This is a genomic window from Bacillus cereus group sp. BcHK124, assembly GCF_027712065.1.
Classification (GTDB): domain Bacteria; phylum Bacillota; class Bacilli; order Bacillales; family Bacillaceae_G; genus Bacillus_A; species Bacillus_A pacificus.
In genome coordinates, this window is the sequence record NZ_JAQFPJ010000002.1 from 58,111 (window position 1) to 75,998 (window position 17,888).

Consider the following 17,888-nt stretch of genomic DNA (forward strand, 5'->3'; position numbering starts at 1 on the left):
ATCTTTTCACTTCCTATTAAATGGGAGGTGAAAAGATCAACTAAAAAGTTTTAATTTTTTCGAGTTTATTAACCATCTATAAATGAAAGCATATATTATAAAGAACGAACTCACAAAATTTAAGGGATTTATAACGGACCTCCATTCGTTCCTTATGAATTTCTATGAAAAGAGAGCAATTTAAACACTCTCTTTTCGTACATACTGCATAAAACTATTCATTAATAATTCACTCTAATTATTAAATATATTTTGGTTGTACTATTATATGTAACTCCCTCTCTGTTACTGCTTTTTTCGGGTTTCGAAAATACTCTAATTCGTATTTTAATACCTCATATTCAACCATCCCGATTTTAATCCCTTTCGTTTCTTTTAAAATAGCTAATAGGTTATTTATATCTTCATCATACGATTCAAAAATTTTTCCTCCGTCTTCTCTTTGAAAAATTACTTTCACATTTTCTCCCCCTACATAATTTATTTATCTATTCAATAATTCATTTAAAAGTATTCATTCTTCTCCTTAAAATTTCATACTAAAAAGAACATCCATCTTAATAGAATGCTCTGCTTTTCACTTCATTTAACGTCAATATATTTCAATCTTATTGTATGTTTCATTCTGCAAATTATGTTTATCCACTTCTATAAAATGAAACTTTAATCAGTGGGGGTTTTCTTCATCCCCCACTGATTATTAGTTGAACCAATCGGACTTTTATGGGCAGTTGATCCCCACCTAACTTCTTTGCTTTCGCTGAATTTTGAGATGGGGGTCTTACTGCCCATTAAAGTGGGGTAAAGTGAAACTTTAATCCACTCAAGCTTTGTTCATTCCTGACTAATAATTAGCCTACGCAAATCTTACTGCCTACAAATAATGGGCTAAAATTAATTAATTCGTTTTATATTTAATGAGATGAAACAAAACATTATAATATCAATATTCTACGAAGTAATGATTAACCTACTCCAAGACAATTACATAAATTTCCATTGTAATTCTTAATATTTATATGTAATATTGTATTGTCTTACTATCTATTTATAACTCACACACTAACTAGAAAAGGGAACCTTTAAAGGTTCCCTTTTCTAATTACAGTCATTATTTCTTTTCTAGAAATTCAAATGTCTTTTTAAACTCTTTATCATTCACCTTAATATCAGCATCTTTCAATAAATCATTGACTACTTGTTGCTTCCATTTACCTGTCGTGTCTTGTAGTCTTTGCTGTTCTAAATCTTTACGAATATCATCTTTCACTTCATCAAATGGCTTCAATTCTTTTTTATCTGTCACTTTAATAATATGGTAACCGTAAGTTGTTTTTACTGGATCACTTACTTGTCCTGCATCTAATTTATATGCAGCTTCCTCAAATTCTTTCACCGTTTGCCCTGGTGCAAAACCAGCTATTTCTCCGCCTTGTTCTTTGGAACCGGTATCCTCTGAGTATTGCTTCGCTAAAGCCGCAAAGTCTTCACCATTATTTACTTTCTCTTTCACTTCTTTAGCAGTCTTTTCATCTTTCACTAAAATGTGACTTACTTTCAGTTCTGGCTTATAGTTATCTTTGACATCTTTTTCTGTGACAGTAGCTTTAATCGCTTTTTCAAATGCAATTTCTGGCTTCATTTTTTCTTTTAATTCATCTTCGTTTTTCAATCCAAGTTGTTCTAAAGTCGCTTTAAAGTTCTCACCCATTTTATCTTTTGCTTCTTCTACTTTCTTTTTTGCTTCCTCATCTGAAACTTTATATTTATCGAGCAACGCCTTACTTAACACCATTTGGTATAAAGTACTTTCCCCATATTTTTGTCTTAATTCTTTACTTAACTCTTTCTCTGTAACATTTCCTACTTTTGATGTTACTACGTTGTCTGAGGAACCACATGCGGATAATGCCAGTACTACGCATGAAATAATTGTTCCTAAAAATAGCTTTTTCTTTTTCAATTCAAAATACCTCACTTTTATTATTATACAAGAATAACTATACAATAAACTTGTGTAAACAATGTGTTTTCTACATGTAATTCATTTCATGTGAAAAAACTATGTATCAGTAGATAACATTAGTTAATCAATCTATCTTTTGCGCTAATATTAGAACCATTTTCTCTATTACTAATCTTCGTTTTTTGTAATTAATCTTCTTTATACTATGAAACATATGTATGAAAGTTAATTTACTGTATTTTTTGTGATTATTCTATATTAACGAAAACAATTTATCTCTCATTTCTTTTATATTTCAATTCAAAAATACTATCTTTACACTCTATATAAGATTCAGTAACAATTTTATCAGTGGAAGCCTCGTTTATCGTCCGCAATAACTCTACAAAATAACGTTAATGCATACGAAAAAGACATTTTCTATTAATGAAAATGTCTTCTCACAATTTAATAAAACAGTTTTGGTGTTAAATCTGTATTTTGTAATTGTGCACTTTCACTGCTCGGAACACAGCTTGTGGAGAATAATATTGGGATACCACAAACATCATCGTTCATTACATCATGAAATACATTTGCAGCAACACCAGTAAATGTTTGACATAAATTTGAAATGTCATCATTAAAAAATTGAATTACTTTTGCAGCAAAAACAGGAAAGACAACATTTGCCCCACCAGGGAGTTGAGGCTGTACAACAACTTGTTCGAAATAAGGATTATTTTCTAGCGCCACTTGAAATAAATGGGCAATTTCAAATGCATCTAGTGGACATGGCAGTGGATTTACAATGTCATTTTCATTATTAGTTACAATAACTGTTACACTTACATTCCCAAATTCCACAAAAGATTTTAGAAGCGTTGCTAACGCTCTCGCTTTTTCATCACTTAACGCGTGCACTAAAATAATATAATTCCCGCCAACTGGAATTAGCGGACCAACTGTAACTGTTGGATCAGCACCAATTGAATTTTTCAACTCATTGAAATATGTGATCCATGGTGGTGAAAGCTGAGGTTGAGCTTGTACATTTTCTTGCAATCTTTCATTACCTCCTAATACAATTCTTACTACTATAATATGTAGCAAGAAAAAAAGCGTATTAGATAAATTACTTATTTTTTACTTTTACCTATTATATTGATTATACATTGTATAGAACATTCTCAGTTTTTACTGCATTTTCCACATTTCCCCATGCCATAGAACTCCATATCATTATCAACTCAACTAAAAGTTCATATTATATTAGTACGTCTTTATAATTATGAACGAAAAAACGCAGTATACAATACTGCATCATAGGAGCTGATTTCATGGAGAAAAAACCTATTGTTTTCAAAGTTCCACCAAATTCAAAATTAAAAGTTACATTTTTCGGCCCTTGTAACGAGGTAATTACAAATGTTTCTATAATTAATCAACTTTCCACACCTAAATGTCAAACTATTACGCAATATCCAAACTATACGAAATACGAAACTGAAGTACAATCATTATCGAGTTGTTAATCCGTTCTATACACAATCCTTACAATTTGGTTAACTACACAACTTGATTAATAGACTAAAATTACTTATTTCATGATATTCCATTGATAATTTATTGATTTTTCACACATTTTCATTAACCAAGCATATATTATCGTATGGAGATTATCCACTCATAAAACCTATCTTTCTTTAGAGCGTACTTTTTATGTATGCTCTTTTTTTATTCATCCCTTATTCTGTACATATAAATCTGATTACTTTTATATTTCACGTAGTGTAGTAAATCGACCTGCCCTTTATAAACAATCTAGTCAAGGTGCCCCCATACTTCTTTATTATACATTCACTACTCTTTTAAATTAGTGTATCCATTCAAGCACCATTCACCTAATATATTTTCCTTCTAAATTGACCAAAGATGTATTAAAATTCTTTATATACTCAAGGAGGTCAAATATGTTCAAGTTGCACCCCATACTACTCATCTTAGGATTTATTTTATTTTTATATAGTGTACTTGCCTTAATGTTATTCCTTTCCATACAATAGTAATACCTGCGCAAACCGATGTTAAATATGTAATTTCTATATAGTAATGAAAAAGCCTGTAATTATACGGACATAAATTAAGATGTCTTTTTATACCGTTAGGCAACTAGCAAATGTAATGCCAAAGAACTTTTACAACCTTGTTACTTACTCTTTGTATTACCTGTAGAAGATCTCATACTTAAAATAAGATAGCCCTTTCGACATCAAAACTGTAAAAAATAATTTTAAAACTTTACCTTTCATCATTACATCTTTAGCATGTGAAATTTTCATGAAACAAACTATGTTTAATCGATTTACTTATATATTTTTAAAAAACAATAATAATCCCCCACCATTCGGTACAGGGGATTAACTAGACCTACTGAAAAGTATTTTATTCTCTTCGTTATTTAATTGGAGAAGGGAATCTTGCTGCTTCAAAATGTGAGACGTCTTCCGAAGTACTTAAAACTCCGTCTATGAAGCCAATCGGTGCTACATATATCCCCTCATCATTTATTTGCTTCTCCTCTAATCCTGTATTAACGGCATACCAAACGATATCAATAGTAGGAAACATATTTGTTACCTCTCGTCCTGGTTCGCGTTAGTAAATGTTCATGTATCCTTTCATATAGTGTCACTATCCATCATTTGTCATGATAAGATAATTCTCATTCTTTCTTCTATCGATATTTTCTTATCAAAAAAAACACTTGTAGAGTATGTATAAAGTTTCTCTCATCAGCTATTTACAAATTGTAGATGGAACGATTTGACGCTTACATATACACTCATCCCCCTCAATTGTTTCCGCTATTTGCGGCTACCTAAAAATTCGGCATATGCCATAAAGGTAGGTGGGAGCTGGGTTTCCCGTATATATCCAATTGATGATGGTTAATACTCGGTTTGAGTTACCAGCTCCCTACTAATTAAACTTTCCATTTATAAATTAAATACAGTTCCATATGGAATTGTAAGAAAAGAACTTCCATACGGTGTGATTTGATACACTGGATAAAAATACTCCATGGATGAATAATAAGGCTGGATACCTTGTTGCTGCATTTGCATTTGTTGTTGCATTTGTAACGCTTGTTGAACAGCTTGAACTGTACTTTGTGCTCCGCTAAACGTGATTGATGTACCATACGCTGGTCGCATACTAGGTTGATTAGCAAAATATGAATAAAACATTATTTTCAACTCACTTCCATATAAGCTATTACAAATCATAGTATGATTCTTTTTTTAGGAAGTGCTGAAAACTAGTACGTTAACTTTTAGTAAGTTTCTCATTTTATTCTTTCTTTTAATATCTTCAATTTCATATTTCAATTACTCGTTTCAATTATTAAACATGATTGAATTTTTAAAGCATAATAAAAAAATGAATAACCTTACATAAAATTCTAAATGGAACTTCATTAGACTCTAACTTAATTAACCTTATAATTATCATCAAATTTTTACAATATTACTAGTCTCATAAGAACACCTCCATTTTATTTACATATACTTAAAAAAAATGTTCCTGGGTATTTCACATATAACTTATACTCATAAACACATTACAATTAGAAGCAAATATTGATTATCAAATGTACTTACTATTTAAATTTTTTAAAAGGAGGTAATTATGAAAAACAATCAAAACTCAAACGACCCGTGCAAAAAGTTCCAATTTCCCTGTTTTATTTCTATATCCTCTTGCAATCAAAGTAATTGTTGTACACCTGTTTTTTTCTCATTTTCTCAACAACAAGAATTATTGTCCCTAATTAACCGATTAAACCAAGCTATCCTTTCTTTCTTTACCACGCCAAATCCGACAACTATACAAATACTCCAATCTGCATTACAGGCATTAAACGATTTAATTATTACAGTGCAACCAAATACTCCAAATAGAAATTTAGTTATACGAACTATAACTCAATTAATTAATTCCTTACCTACTGCATCGCTTACTCAAATCTCTGCGTTATTTCAATTTCTATTCCAAAATTTATCTTCGCTCATTAGTTGTTCCAATATATCAGACCCATTGTTACAACAAACATTCAACTTAATTTTGCAAGGAATATTGAATAGTTCTCTATTAAATATTACCGGAATACCCGGTCCTACTGGCGCGACTGGACCTAGAGGATTTCCAGGACCTAAAGGAGCGACTGGACCTCAAGGTGTCCAAGGTATTCAAGGGCCAGAAGGACCAGAAGGAGCGACTGGTCCTCAAGGTGTCCAAGGGCTTCAAGGGCCGGAAGGAATTGCAGGAGCGACTGGTCCTCAAGGCGTGGAAGGGCTTCAAGGGCCAGAAGGACCACCGGGACCGACTGGGCCCCAAGGTGTGCAAGGTATTCAAGGACCACCGGGACCACCAGGGCCAACTGGATCCGGAACCGGAATGGGAGTTCCTGGACCACCAGGGCCGACTGGACCTCAGGGGGTACAAGGAATTCAAGGGCCGGAGGGACCAGAAGGACCAACTGGACCTCAAGGTATCCAAGGTCTTCAAGGGCCAGAAGGACTCGAAGGGCCGACTGGACCTCAAGGTGTGCAAGGTATTCAAGGACCGGAAGGACCACCAGGGCCGACTGGACCTCAAGGTGTGCAAGGTATTCAAGGACCGGAAGGACCACCAGGGCCAACTGGAGAGTGTGAATGTCCACCGGGACCGACTGGGCCGACTGGACCGACTGGACCGACTGGACCTGCATGTAATTTCCTTGTTTATGTTACAAATGCAGGAGCCATAGATGATCCAACAAATGATACAGTATCTGTAATTAATACCGGAACAAATACAGTTGTTGCTACAATCACTGTAGGTAATGCACCTCTCGAAGTAACCGTTTCTCCAAATGGGACTCGCGCTTATGTTACTAATATTTTTTCTAATACCGTTTCTGTTATTAATACGGCTACGAATACAGTTATTGCTACCATCCCTGTTGGATCTAATCCAATCGGTGTAGCTGTTTCTCCAAATAACACAACTGTTTATGTTGGAAATCACGGTAACAATACGGTCTCTGTTATTAATGCTGCTACTAACACAGTTGTTGCTACCATTCCTGTTGGCAACGCTCCACAAGGAATCACTGTTTCTCCAAATGGGGCCTTTGCATATGTTGCAAACGAATTAAGCAACAATATTTCTGTTATTGATACTGCTACGAATACAGTTAGCGCTACCATTCCTGTTGGCATTCGTCCTAGAATAATCGTCTTTACACTAGATGGCACTCGTGCCTATGTCACAAATCAAAATAGCAATACTGTTTCTGTTATTGACACCACTACGAATTCCGTTATTAATACAATTAGCGTAGGTTCTGAACCGGTTGGTATAGATATTACACCAGATGGCACTCGTATTTACGTTGTAAATAAAGTAAGTAATAATGTATCAGTAATAAGCGTGGCGACAAATACTGTAATCGATACAATTCCTGTTGCTTTATCCCCGGATCAAGTAACGATCATACCAGACGGCACTCTCGCATACGTTACAAACCAAGGTAGTAATACTGTTTCTGTTATCAATACTGCTACAAATACGGTTATAGATACGGTTCCAGTAGGTGTTGCCCCAACTGGTATAGCAACCGGAACTATTTGTGAATAATATAAAAAAACAGAGGGACAAAATATGTCTCTCTGTTTTTTTATTTTTTGTGCTCCTTAAAAATTTCATATTTATAGCCGCCTTCTCTACGTACTTCTTGTTAATTGTAATATACATGAAGAGGATATTATTCGTCTCATTTCATATTATCTTATGTATACTTCTATACATTTGTTTGTAAACCCCATTGTATTAAAAGAAGTAACCGAGTATCTTTACGAGCTTAAATACATTCACAAATTCTCTATATCACGCTCTAACCTTATTTTCCTAACCTCCTATTCACCACCCTATAAAATTTCACAAAATAAAAAAGCAGCTATTATGCTACATTATATTCGTTTTATCCCCAAGAAAAATGATAAATATATTCTCCCGTTACACTTTGATTAATCCCAATAATTCTAGCAAACCTCATTAAGTCCGCTCCTTGAAGAAAATACATCGCAAGTGTAATTGGCACTTGTGACCACATGAATTGATAAAACTCTTCGACTCTTTGGTTTGTTGAAACAATTAAATCAGTTACAGGCCCTTGATTCCATGCAGAAGTTCTAACTGAATTAAACGGAAGATCTTTCCCATTAACCACTATTCGCGCCATACTTTGAGTTATGTCCACATCAATTCCCTCCATCATTACAAAAATCGGACCTGTGTATTTACTCCTTTCTTTATAAATATTCTTAACCTTCATAAATGTCTAAGGCAAACCTCTATTTTTGCTTCTATTCAAATGAATTTATTTCACACAGTAAACAGGCAAATGAAATTTCAGTATTACTCTCCTTCAACTTCCGTATCATTTACCCCCTTATTCAGCTTGACAATCCGGTATGCAAAATTACATATCTTATTATCTCAATATCACTTTATTTACTACAAGTTGATAGAAAAACATTCAAACCAATTGATAAATCAACGTTTGTAATTTAATTCCTTATTTTAAATTCCACCCCTTTATTTTTAAACACTATATTCGAATAATTATATTGGAATTTCTTGTTGTATACACATCTATCTTTTTCATGTATTATATACGAGAAGAGTAAGGTAAGAGTTACTCTTTGCCATTTTAGGAAAGGTCTTGTTGGAAATAACAGGACCTTTTTTCGTATTTGCAAAAGCAATCTTAATTTTCTCATTCCTTACATCTATCGCTTCCCTAAATACATTTTCAACCATTTCAGATTTAATCTCCCAAATATAAGATGCTATACGGACTCTTCTGAGTAAACGGCTACTCGTACTATGTGGGCTTCTCTTTACATACCCAACTTTACAATCCATCCCTACCGATTTATTGTCGTTAATCTTTTTAATTACCATAGATTGTTTGACTATTTCTTGAACATGATTTGTATCAACTTTCATTACTAATTCCTTTCTAACATAATTACTCTCCGTGTTAATTCATTAATCGTTTGTTGCAGTCCAGTAACTTGAATTCTTAATTCAACAATTGCAAATTCCATTTTTTTATTTTGATTATCCATCCTTCATTCTCTTCCAAAATTACTCTAATTCAGTCTTGAAATTCTCTAAAACTCATTGTATTATATTTTTGTATTTTCTCAGTTCCCAAGCCGAGAAAACATCATCACTTCTGAAAAGGACCCGAACTCCAGCGGGTTCTTTTCATTTACTTGAACTCATTTTCAAATCATTGTATTATATTTTCGGGTCTTACTTCATAAATCATTATCAGGAGAATCTGCATGTTTGCAGGTTCTTTTTGCAAAATAAAAAGCATCCACTACGTGAACACTTCATGTTATTGTGCTTCAGCTGCTTTAATTCAGATTGATATGCAGGTGAAACGAATGGAAAATAAAGAACATGAACAAAAATACGATTTAAGCAAAATATACACATACGAAGAACATCCTGATAATAAGATCAGCGGTCGCTGTGATAATTGTGGTAATTCCGTATTCAAAAGTTCCATTAAAAATTTCATCTTCTCAAGAGAATGCCGTCATTGTAGCATGAAGAAAATCATCTAGCCCCAGATAGGGCTTTTTTCTTTATAAAATAAAAAGCAGCGAATTCGCTACTTTATAGTAAATGATTTAATCTTGAATTTCCTTTACCTTCCTTCCCAGTTAAGGAGTACATTATATCTTGATGTTTAATCATCCTTTTATAATTCCATGGTACTTTAAACCCTTTTCTATATTCTTTAATTGTAATTATAGTTTGGCAATCTATATTCAATGCTTTCGATAACAAGTAAGGGTTATATCCACTATCTATCAATGAGATAACCTCATAAAACATAACTTTCCCATCAACCATCCTTAATAAATCTTTTTTTTATTTTTCTCTTTTTCTAGCTCTTTTGTTTTATAGATCACGTACTTCTGCTGCGAACTTCTGTCTCTTTTCCTCTTCTAACCTTTGTTTTGCCTGTTCAATTCGTTGAGTTCGTTTGTTTTGTTTAAATGGACTAATCTATCAATTCTATAAAATCAATTAATTCAACTATTACATATTAATAATCCGTTCATATACTATAGTAGATTGCTAGAAAGGAGGCGTAACCATGGATAGTTGCGTTGTGTTTGTAAATGGACAACCTTTTTTAGTTCTTTCAGTAGCTGGTATCGAAATTGCTAGATTAGAGATTTCGCTTCAAGTAGCATTGGCTCTAAGAGTGCTTGGAATACCAATTTGTGATTAATTACCACATCCAAAAAAAGAGAGCATTAGCTCTCTTTTTTTATTTTCCCTATTATCCCTGAACAAAAAAGAGCGCTTTTCTTCAAAGCACTCTTTCCAAGGAATTTACCAATTTCGACGATCATCATGATCATGATCACGATCACGTTCATGATTACGTCTGCGACGACACTCATCACAATCGCAGTCACGATCACGTCTACAACGACGGTCATCACAATCTCTGTGTCTGCATCTGCCAAACATTAAATCATCCCAAAATCTATCACAATCTCGAAAATTATTATTCCATCCCATAAATATGATTACCTCCTCTATAAATAGAATTCATTATATTCTATGAATAAAAGGGGAAACAGCTTGTTTACTAGCCTATGTTTTGTGTTTTAAACTAATAATATTCCTATTTATTCTTCAAATTGCTAGTCTACCTCTTTATCTTTCCTTAACAACAAACAAGACGCCCACCAGATCACAAGCAACGCCTACGATAATTGATATTGTTTTAACCATTATCATCATTCCTATCTCCTAAATGAAACTAAATCAATGGCTGTTATATTTACTCTTTTTCTTTATTGATTAACTGAGTACTTTCATAGACACCGTTTATCAAAGATTCCCTATGTCTTCACCCCTTGAATATTTTTCAAATAAAAATACATACTATTTTCAAGCCGCCGTATCCACGGCTAATACTTCTTTCTTTTGTTACAGCAGAAGCAGATAGGTTCTTCACTTATCTGCTTTCTGTGTATATTTTTTAAAATATCGAAAATAATACTAACAAGCTGTTTGAACTAGCAGCTTCACTCTTCTCGCAATGGGAATGCAATTTATCACAATTAGCTAACTCATTCGACTCACTGGCAGACAACCAAAATCGTTGTCTGCTTTTTGTATGAGATTTTTTCGTTTTACATATACTACTTTTGAACCTGTAGACCAATACGAGCCATTTTGGTGCTTGGGATTTCGCTTCCTAGAGACTGTCCCAAAAAGTGCTTTTTAGTCAAAATCGAATAAAAAGTGAAAGGCAGAAACGTTGATTTAATAACGTTTCTGCTTTTTCAATTTCATGTGATTTTACTTCCAAAGAGACTTATGAGACAGCTCCTTTTTTTGTATAGACACGTACATTTAGGTTAAAACTAATTACAAGCAGATTTTCTGTTTATTCGTAGTTTTAACCAAGAATACTTTTCTCCTACTAAAGGACGGCAGGTACGACTGCTAGTCCTCTTTTTCTTATATCGCATACTCTCCCTTCTGGTAGCTTCGAACCACGTTCCCCTCATCATTATAGTAAGCAATTTCCCAATAAGGATGGCAATTATGCTTCTCAATTTCCCCATCGAACAAAACGAATAGATCAGTTTTCCAGTTTCCAACGATCGCGTACCCCACATGCCAGCTACATTTTCTTAAACGCTTGTTCTGCGCTATACATTCGCTTGCTATCAAAAACACCTTCATTCTCGCACGTTACAAACTTCATGAATTCAGCCATCGGCATTATTAGAAACTTTGTTCTGAACTTTCGCCAATACAGGAATCTTGCCTTTCCTTCAGTTTCTGCTACCACATATTCTTCATTCGGCCATTGTTCGAAAATGGTAGTGAGTTTGAATTTGTAAAGGACCACTAGCCTTTCACCTCCCCCTTAATTCGCAATCAACTTACGGAACAGTTTTTCATTTCTTTTGTCTAGTGCGTAATCAATGAGTTGGTATTTTATTGACTTGTCAATTTCATCGTGATCTTCCCCATCAATATACGTTTCAAGTGAACACTCATCATCTTCATTTGAGCTGTATAAAATCGGCAAATCATGGCGATACCGCTAATCAATGATTTGATAGTAATGGAAGGATATTGATTTTGAAGGAAGAACTTTATCTATTAATCGTTCCCTCTCTCATATCACAAAAAAATTTCATAAACCTAAAACATCTATAGGAAATAGATTGCTGGTTTTGCCTGACATTACTTTAATGGCATTAAATGACCATCTGCAAAAAATTTCTGAGGAAAACGAGCAATATGGTTGAAGGCTATAACAACTACGGTTTGGTTTGTCCGCCATATAACGGTAACCCATGTAATTTCAGAAGTTTGACATAGCTCATGAAAAAGCTTATAAAGAAAAGTGAGGTTCCTAATATTCGTTACTAGGATTTAAGGTGTATATCCAAAAATCACAAATGAATGATCAGGACATAGAAGCAGTCGAAGATATTGCAAACAATCTATTTCATCAAAACTATTGTTTGCAATATGTTTGCAATTACGGATTTTGCATAAAAATACTAGCATATCCGATTGACATTGAGAGGAGTCAAAAACATGAAAGAAATCAAATCAGAACAGGAATTCAAAGACATCATCGCAAGCGAGGAGCCAGTAGTTGTTAAGTTCTATACTACATGGTGTCCAGATTGCGTGCGTATGGACAACTTTATCGGTGATGTGATGGAAGAGTTCAATAAGTTTGAATGGTATTCTATTAATAAAGATGAGTTCCCAAGTATCGCTGAAGAGTATCAAGTAATGGGTATTCCAAGTTTACTTGTATATCAAAATGGTGAGAAGCTAGGCCACTTACATAGTGCTAACGCAAAAACTGAAGAGCAAGTTACTGAGTTTTTAGAAGCATACTAAGATGAAAACCCTCTGAAAAATATTTTCTAGAGGGTTTTTATTTTTTCCAAATCAGCTGTCAGAAGTGTACATATTTGAACTCCCTTCTCCTCCCCCTTCCGTTATACATAGATCCAAATCGCGTTCATATCCTAACTTTGCACTTTACAACATATTTTTCCTTCACGAAACTTTGTTATCCCCTTCTTAAAAAGCTAAAAAACGTCAACAATGTTTGTATAGACCCACACGACTTTCGTTTGATACTCTATTTATAGAAAGAAATTCCTTGTAGAAAGGTGAGTGATTAAAATGGATACTCTTTCTCATAAAGAAGCTGATAAAGGTGCGATTGTCAGCATTATGGCCTACATATTTTTATCCTCTATGAAAATCATCATCAGTTATATTACCCTCTCTAGCGCATTACGTGCTGACGGTTTAAATAACTTAACGGATATCGGTGCTTCTTTAGCTATATTAATTGGTCTAAAAATCTCTCGGAAACCTCGTGATCCAGATCATCCTTATGGGCATTCGCGTGCAGAACAAATTGCATCACTTGTTGCTTCTTTTATTATGGCAACGGTCGGATTAGAAGTTGTTATTAGTGCCATTCAATCTTTTTTAAATCCGAAACAAGCTGCACCTAATGTACTTGCTGCATGGGTAGCTTTATTTTCTGCTGTCGTTATGTACTGTGTGTATTTGTATACGAAAAAGATTGCAGCACGAACAAGAAGTAAATCATTAGAAGCAGCTGCAAAGGATAATTTATCAGATGCCCTCGTAAGTATTGGTACAGTAGTAGGTATTGTCGGTTCGCAGTTCCAAATGCCTATTTTAGATCCTATTGCTGCTTTAATTGTCGGTCTTATTATTTGTAAAACTGCATGGGAGATTTTCGTAGAAGCTTCTCATATGTTAACGGATGGAATCGATCCAGATAAGATGGAAGAGTACGCTGATGCGATTGAACATATTGGTGGCGTGGAAAACATCGTAGATATTCGCGCTCGTATGTACGGGAATCAAACGTACGTTGATATTACAATCGAGGTAGATGCTCGTATGGATGTTGGAGAAAGTCACTGTATTACTGACAACATCGAGGCAATGCTTCGGAAAAAATTTGGCATTTATCATGCGCACATTCATGTTGAACCAATGGAAAAAGAACCTATTATGACATAGGTTCTTTTTTAATGAACGTTTTATGAAATATAACACATAAAACGAGCCAGCTACCGCCAGCTGCCCATCCTGCTAATATGTCAGATGGATAGTGAACGCCAAGATATATTCGGCTAACTGAAATAGATAATACAACAAAGCTCGCTATAAAAATAATCAACAATTTTTTATGCAACGTAATACGTTCTTCTGTAATCGTGACGTATGCAATAAATCCTAAAAAAGCAGTAGCATTCATCGTATGACCGCTCGGAAAACTATATCCAGTTGCAGTAACAAGCTGTGTTACATCAGGTCTTGCTCGCTCGTACCATAGTTTAAGCATACTGTTTAAATAACGAGATCCATAATAATTAATTGTTAGAAGTAAAGCACTAAGCAACTTTTTTCTAACGAGAAAATACATTACAAGAATAATGAGTAACGGAAAATATATTCTTTTGGAACCGATAAAAGACACCCAAGTAAAGTAGGCTGTCAAATAATCGTTTCGAAAACTTTGAATAAAATGTGCGACTATATTGTCAAATTTCTCAATACAAGCGGTATGATACGAAAGTGATAATACGACAAAACAAATGAGTAGCGTAAAACTTAACAAGTATAAATGTCGATATCGTTTCACATACATAACCTCACTATGCAAAAAAATGGAGCGGTTGTTTTAGTTTTCCTCTCCATTTCTTTTTTATGCATAGTTTATTAAAAAATATAATTGTTAATTGTTTCTTTCATCGTTGGAATATCTTCATTCGTTACTGTAAAGCGACTCACTTTCTCATCAAGATCAAGTGCTTCTGCAAATAAACCTGCTAATCCGCGAGATTTTCTGTCTACTTCCATAATAATCTCTAGGCGATCGTAAGCACTTGGTAAAATTAATAATTCTAGTTCATCTAATTTTCCATAATACTCTCCGGAAACAGGAACAAACTCAAATTCTTGTGCAAATGGAACTTGCTTACGTAATCGATACGGTAATTCTTCACATTCTATATGACGCGCTTTAAAACCTAATACCAACGCTTGCTAAAAACTTTTGAAACATGGATTCTCCATCCTTTCTAAAGCAAAAGCTACATCTTTTTTTAAATCTTGTACATTCTCATAGTACGGCGTTTTTATTTGTAACATACGCATCAACATTTCACGGTTGTAATTTTCCAAAGTTAATTCGTCATACCATGGCTTTTCATGTTTTTCATTAGATTCATAGCCTGCATATAATAAAAATAATGAGAAATGACCAAGCGCATAAAAATCGCTACGAAAGTGAACTTCTCGCATCAAAGCTTGTTCACCCTCATAAGTTGTAGCTCGTTCATCCCCCTCGCCTTTCAATTTCGCCAATCCAAAATCAATAATACTAATTTCGTTTTCTTTCATTAATATGTTTGGAATGCGTAAATCTCGGTGAATAATACCTTTACTATGAAAAACTGATACAATTTCTAATATTTCATATAAAATTTTAAAAACTTCACGTTCTGTATATACATGCCCATCCGAGAAAATATAATCCTCGAAATTTTTACCAGGCATATATTCCATCACAAAAAAGCTTTTTTTCTCCCATACGAAATGATCATATAAACTAGGAATTGCATGATGGTTTAATGTTTGTAAAATCATTTTCTCATGCTCAAATGATTTTCTACCGGACTCATATCTTTGTTTACTTTGTCTTAATTGTTTTAAGACTTTATATCTATTTATTTGTAAATCATTAACGACATATGTAACCCCATAACTGCCCATTCCAATTACTGATTCAATTTTATAACGTTCTGCGACAATTGTGTTTTTTCGTAGTGGTCTATCTAATAAAGCTAGTATACGACGCCATTTCATTAGCTACTTGAAAAGAAGCTACGGCTTTTACGTTTTCTTTTATAATGATGATGCCCATAACCAGATGAACGTCGTTTATAATCGCTACTTGAATAAGAGCGACCTCTATGGCGATAATCACTACTAGAATACGAACGATATTTTTTCTTTCCTAATAAAGAATCAATAATTTTTTTGAACATCCCTTCACCTCTTGAGTAAAATTTTCTTTTAATTATACCAACTATTGCTGGCTACATTTGTGACAAGTTTGTAAAGAGTAAAAAACGACGAGTTAGGCCCGTCGTTACTTTCACTCATCCTCTTCATCAAAAACTTCATCAATCATACATTTCTCTAATAAGTACTCGAATGTAATATCTGCAAGATCTTCAATTTCTTCTCGTTTTGGGACGTATCCTCTTTCAATTAGTTGCTCATAAAAAAACTCCGCAATCTCTTCCGTATCAATTACGACTTCAATTTCCTTCATGAGCATCACTCCTTTATTTCTGTTTTATGAAAAAATCTCAAAATTATGTATATGAGATTAGAAAAATAGTTTTTCTTTTTTTATAGGTCATATCCTTTGGACGAGATGCATACGATGGTAGTACAAGCTATCAAAAGGGGGAAATAATTATGGAATATCAATACGAGGTAACGCAAGAAGTAGGGCAAACAAAAGAAGAGTTCATGCATGAAGATCAATGGGCAGACTCTCTTATTAAATGGCTTTTTATTTTTTTAATAGTTGTAGGCATACCTTATACTGCATATGTTGTTGTTCAATTCATTCTCTCTTTCTAGTTAACTATTTTTTCTCTGTCAATTTAACTAAATAATTATGAACAACATCCATAACAATTTTGTATTCTTCATCTTTAAATGTATCAAATAACAATTGGTAATCGTTATAAATATCAAGTAATCCATCAATGATTTCTTGACGATTTGTCTTAACACTCACTTTTTTTGAGTTGTTAATTGACTTTAATTTTCCTAAATCTAATTTATTCATACCTGCTTTATCTTGTTTCATTTTCTTCAAAATTGCATTTGCCGTTTGAGCATTAGCAAGTAACGTTAAATCTGACTCATCCGCTTCTAACCATTCACCATCCGTAATTCGTGATAGTTCATATATTGTATCTTCCCATGCGTCATTTTTATATCTCCATACTTCTGTACGAAAACCAACAATTCGAAACACATCTTTATCGTATCCTGTTACTTGCACGAGATCACCAAATGTGAAATTATAGTTTAATTCAATCCACTCAGTTTCACCTTTTTTCATATCTTGCTCAGTAACATGCTGCAATGTTTGCTCTACGTAAAATCCATCATGATTATTGACTTCGTATACGTAAACTCCATCTAAAACCTTCATATTTGTGATTTTACCAACGGTTCCATATAGCGTAATCACGACTATGTCCCCTACGTTATATTTAGGTTGCTTTTTCCTTGCCATCTATATCTCTCCTTTTTTTGACGTCGTGATTTTGATAACAGTATATGCAACCTACATAAAAACGCTTATCACAGAAGCGTATATTCATAAATTTTTTCAATAAAAAATATCACCATATGAAAATTTATTTACAACGTAAAAAAAGCTAGCAAATAGACTAGCTTCACGTCAAAAAAGTTCATATAGTTTTTATCTATCTTGTATGTATAACTCCCACGCTTCATCAAATATAGACATACTTGCTAGCATTCCACTTAGCTCTAAGTATGAACTAATTTCATCGTAATCTTCAGATTGCTTCGGAAAACTTAAATCATCGTACATTGCCTCTGCTAAATTCGATATTTCATTACTAAATAAAGCTGCACGATGCTTCATCATATAGTGGTAAAATGTCTTTTTCAAAAATATTCCCTACCTTTCTAACTTGGGTAC

The 17,888-nt window shown here is 33.7% G+C and carries 21 protein-coding genes and 4 pseudogenes; 8 read left to right on the forward strand and 17 right to left on the reverse strand.

The window, feature by feature from the left end; all coding sequences use genetic code 11:
• Positions 1-241 precede the first annotated feature (241 nt).
• From PDK19_RS05370 to PDK19_RS05380, 3 genes are all read right to left on the reverse strand, one after another.
• A complete protein-coding gene (locus PDK19_RS05370) occupies positions 242-460 on the reverse strand; it encodes a hypothetical protein (RefSeq protein WP_000864286.1) in 219 nt (72 codons plus the stop codon).
• 651 nt (positions 461-1,111) lie between these two features.
• Positions 1,112-1,963 carry a peptidylprolyl isomerase PrsA gene (locus PDK19_RS05375; RefSeq protein ID WP_074615477.1) on the reverse strand — a complete coding sequence of 284 codons (852 nt, stop codon included), beginning with the start codon at positions 1,961-1,963 and terminating at the stop codon, positions 1,112-1,114.
• 450 nt (positions 1,964-2,413) lie between these two features.
• Positions 2,414-3,010, reverse strand: a complete 597-nt coding sequence (locus PDK19_RS05380; protein ID WP_014893767.1) for a hypothetical protein — start codon at positions 3,008-3,010, stop codon at positions 2,414-2,416.
• A gap of 275 nt (positions 3,011-3,285) precedes the next feature.
• Between PDK19_RS05380 and PDK19_RS05385 the strand changes: the two genes are divergently transcribed.
• The gene (locus tag PDK19_RS05385) at positions 3,286-3,480 is read left to right on the forward strand and encodes a hypothetical protein (protein ID WP_000412566.1); all 195 of its coding nucleotides are present in this window, start codon (positions 3,286-3,288) and stop codon (positions 3,478-3,480) included.
• Between the two features lie 922 nt (positions 3,481-4,402).
• On the opposite strand, the pseudogene PDK19_RS05390 reads toward PDK19_RS05385, so the two are convergent.
• From PDK19_RS05390 to PDK19_RS05400, 3 genes and pseudogenes are all read right to left on the reverse strand, one after another.
• A pseudogene (locus PDK19_RS05390) lies at positions 4,403-4,477 on the reverse strand (ABC transporter permease); the annotation flags it as partial.
• A pseudogene (locus PDK19_RS05395) lies at positions 4,457-4,591 on the reverse strand (anti sigma factor C-terminal domain-containing protein); the annotation flags it as partial. The pseudogenes PDK19_RS05390 and PDK19_RS05395, both read right to left, overlap by 21 nt.
• Before the next feature lie 353 nt (positions 4,592-4,944).
• Positions 4,945-5,196: a DUF3947 family protein gene (locus PDK19_RS05400; RefSeq protein ID WP_014893769.1), complete on the reverse strand. Its 252-nt coding sequence runs from the start codon at positions 5,194-5,196 to the stop codon at positions 4,945-4,947.
• Positions 5,197-5,638: 442 nt separating this feature from the next.
• Here PDK19_RS05400 and PDK19_RS05405 point away from each other — a divergent pair, with 442 nt between their 5' ends.
• Positions 5,639-7,630, forward strand: coding sequence for a beta-propeller fold lactonase family protein (locus PDK19_RS05405; protein ID WP_153044308.1), 1,992 nt, complete (start codon positions 5,639-5,641; stop codon positions 7,628-7,630).
• 343 nt (positions 7,631-7,973) lie between these two features.
• Here the strand turns inward: PDK19_RS05405 and PDK19_RS05410 are convergent, their stop codons facing one another.
• Positions 7,974-8,327 carry a hypothetical protein gene (locus PDK19_RS05410; protein ID WP_074567774.1) on the reverse strand — a complete coding sequence of 118 codons (354 nt, stop codon included), beginning with the start codon at positions 8,325-8,327 and terminating at the stop codon, positions 7,974-7,976.
• Between the two features lie 329 nt (positions 8,328-8,656).
• Positions 8,657-9,004 (reverse strand): terminase small subunit, encoded by a 348-nt coding sequence (locus tag PDK19_RS05415; RefSeq protein ID WP_074567773.1) that lies wholly within the window; start codon positions 9,002-9,004, stop codon positions 8,657-8,659.
• Positions 9,005-9,453: 449 nt separating this feature from the next.
• Here PDK19_RS05415 and PDK19_RS05425 point away from each other — a divergent pair, with 449 nt between their 5' ends.
• Together PDK19_RS05425 and PDK19_RS05430 are read left to right on the forward strand one after the other, a co-directional pair.
• On the forward strand, positions 9,454-9,636 hold the full coding sequence (locus PDK19_RS05425) for a hypothetical protein (protein ID WP_270706798.1): 183 nt from the start codon (positions 9,454-9,456) through the stop codon (positions 9,634-9,636).
• A gap of 539 nt (positions 9,637-10,175) precedes the next feature.
• Positions 10,176-10,313 (forward strand): DUF3956 domain-containing protein, encoded by a 138-nt coding sequence (locus PDK19_RS05430; RefSeq protein WP_000376554.1) that lies wholly within the window; start codon positions 10,176-10,178, stop codon positions 10,311-10,313.
• A 104-nt stretch (positions 10,314-10,417) separates the two neighbouring features.
• Here PDK19_RS05430 and PDK19_RS05435 read toward each other — a convergent pair whose 3' ends face one another.
• Complete coding sequence (locus PDK19_RS05435) at positions 10,418-10,609, reverse strand: hypothetical protein (RefSeq protein WP_071713387.1); 192 nt, start codon at positions 10,607-10,609, stop codon at positions 10,418-10,420.
• Positions 10,610-11,726: 1,117 nt separating this feature from the next.
• Positions 11,727-11,957: a hypothetical protein gene (locus PDK19_RS05440; RefSeq protein WP_071713386.1), complete on the reverse strand. Its 231-nt coding sequence runs from the start codon at positions 11,955-11,957 to the stop codon at positions 11,727-11,729.
• A 277-nt stretch (positions 11,958-12,234) separates the two neighbouring features.
• On the opposite strand from PDK19_RS05440, the pseudogene PDK19_RS27365 reads away from it, so the two are divergent.
• The 3 genes and pseudogenes from PDK19_RS27365 to PDK19_RS05455 form a co-directional block, all read left to right on the forward strand.
• A pseudogene (locus PDK19_RS27365) lies at positions 12,235-12,433 on the forward strand (site-specific integrase); the annotation flags it as partial.
• Between the two features lie 225 nt (positions 12,434-12,658).
• Positions 12,659-12,973 (forward strand): thioredoxin family protein, encoded by a 315-nt coding sequence (locus PDK19_RS05450; RefSeq protein ID WP_270706708.1) that lies wholly within the window; start codon positions 12,659-12,661, stop codon positions 12,971-12,973.
• A 291-nt stretch (positions 12,974-13,264) separates the two neighbouring features.
• Complete coding sequence (locus tag PDK19_RS05455; RefSeq protein WP_000380386.1) at positions 13,265-14,146, forward strand: cation diffusion facilitator family transporter; 882 nt, start codon at positions 13,265-13,267, stop codon at positions 14,144-14,146.
• Here the strand turns inward: PDK19_RS05455 and PDK19_RS05460 are convergent.
• From PDK19_RS05460 to PDK19_RS05480, 5 genes and pseudogenes are all read right to left on the reverse strand, one after another.
• A complete protein-coding gene (locus PDK19_RS05460) occupies positions 14,136-14,771 on the reverse strand; it encodes a phosphatase PAP2 family protein (protein WP_000833365.1) in 636 nt (211 codons plus the stop codon). The genes PDK19_RS05455 and PDK19_RS05460 overlap by 11 nt on opposite strands.
• Before the next feature lie 77 nt (positions 14,772-14,848).
• Positions 14,849-15,163: pseudogene (locus tag PDK19_RS05465) on the reverse strand (sporulation protein); the annotation flags it as partial.
• Between the two features lie 12 nt (positions 15,164-15,175).
• A complete protein-coding gene (locus PDK19_RS05470) occupies positions 15,176-15,997 on the reverse strand; it encodes a serine/threonine protein kinase (protein WP_049111072.1) in 822 nt (273 codons plus the stop codon).
• Positions 15,997-16,179, reverse strand: coding sequence for a hypothetical protein (locus tag PDK19_RS05475; protein WP_000473370.1), 183 nt, complete (start codon positions 16,177-16,179; stop codon positions 15,997-15,999). The genes PDK19_RS05470 and PDK19_RS05475 overlap by 1 nt, the downstream gene beginning before the upstream one ends.
• A gap of 110 nt (positions 16,180-16,289) precedes the next feature.
• Positions 16,290-16,469, reverse strand: a complete 180-nt coding sequence (locus tag PDK19_RS05480; protein WP_000658451.1) for a YozD family protein — start codon at positions 16,467-16,469, stop codon at positions 16,290-16,292.
• A gap of 149 nt (positions 16,470-16,618) precedes the next feature.
• Between PDK19_RS05480 and PDK19_RS05485 the strand changes: the two genes are divergently transcribed.
• A complete protein-coding gene (locus PDK19_RS05485; RefSeq protein ID WP_011040294.1) occupies positions 16,619-16,786 on the forward strand; it encodes a DUF3930 family protein in 168 nt (55 codons plus the stop codon).
• Between the two features lie 4 nt (positions 16,787-16,790).
• Here PDK19_RS05485 and PDK19_RS05490 read toward each other — a convergent pair whose 3' ends face one another.
• Both PDK19_RS05490 and PDK19_RS05495 read right to left on the reverse strand, forming a co-directional pair.
• Entirely contained in the window at positions 16,791-17,453 is a 663-nt protein-coding gene (locus tag PDK19_RS05490) for a hypothetical protein (protein WP_000101501.1), read from the reverse strand.
• 189 nt (positions 17,454-17,642) lie between these two features.
• On the reverse strand, positions 17,643-17,858 hold the full coding sequence (locus PDK19_RS05495) for a YozE family protein (RefSeq protein WP_000750723.1): 216 nt from the start codon (positions 17,856-17,858) through the stop codon (positions 17,643-17,645).
• Positions 17,859-17,888: the final 30 nt, after the last annotated feature.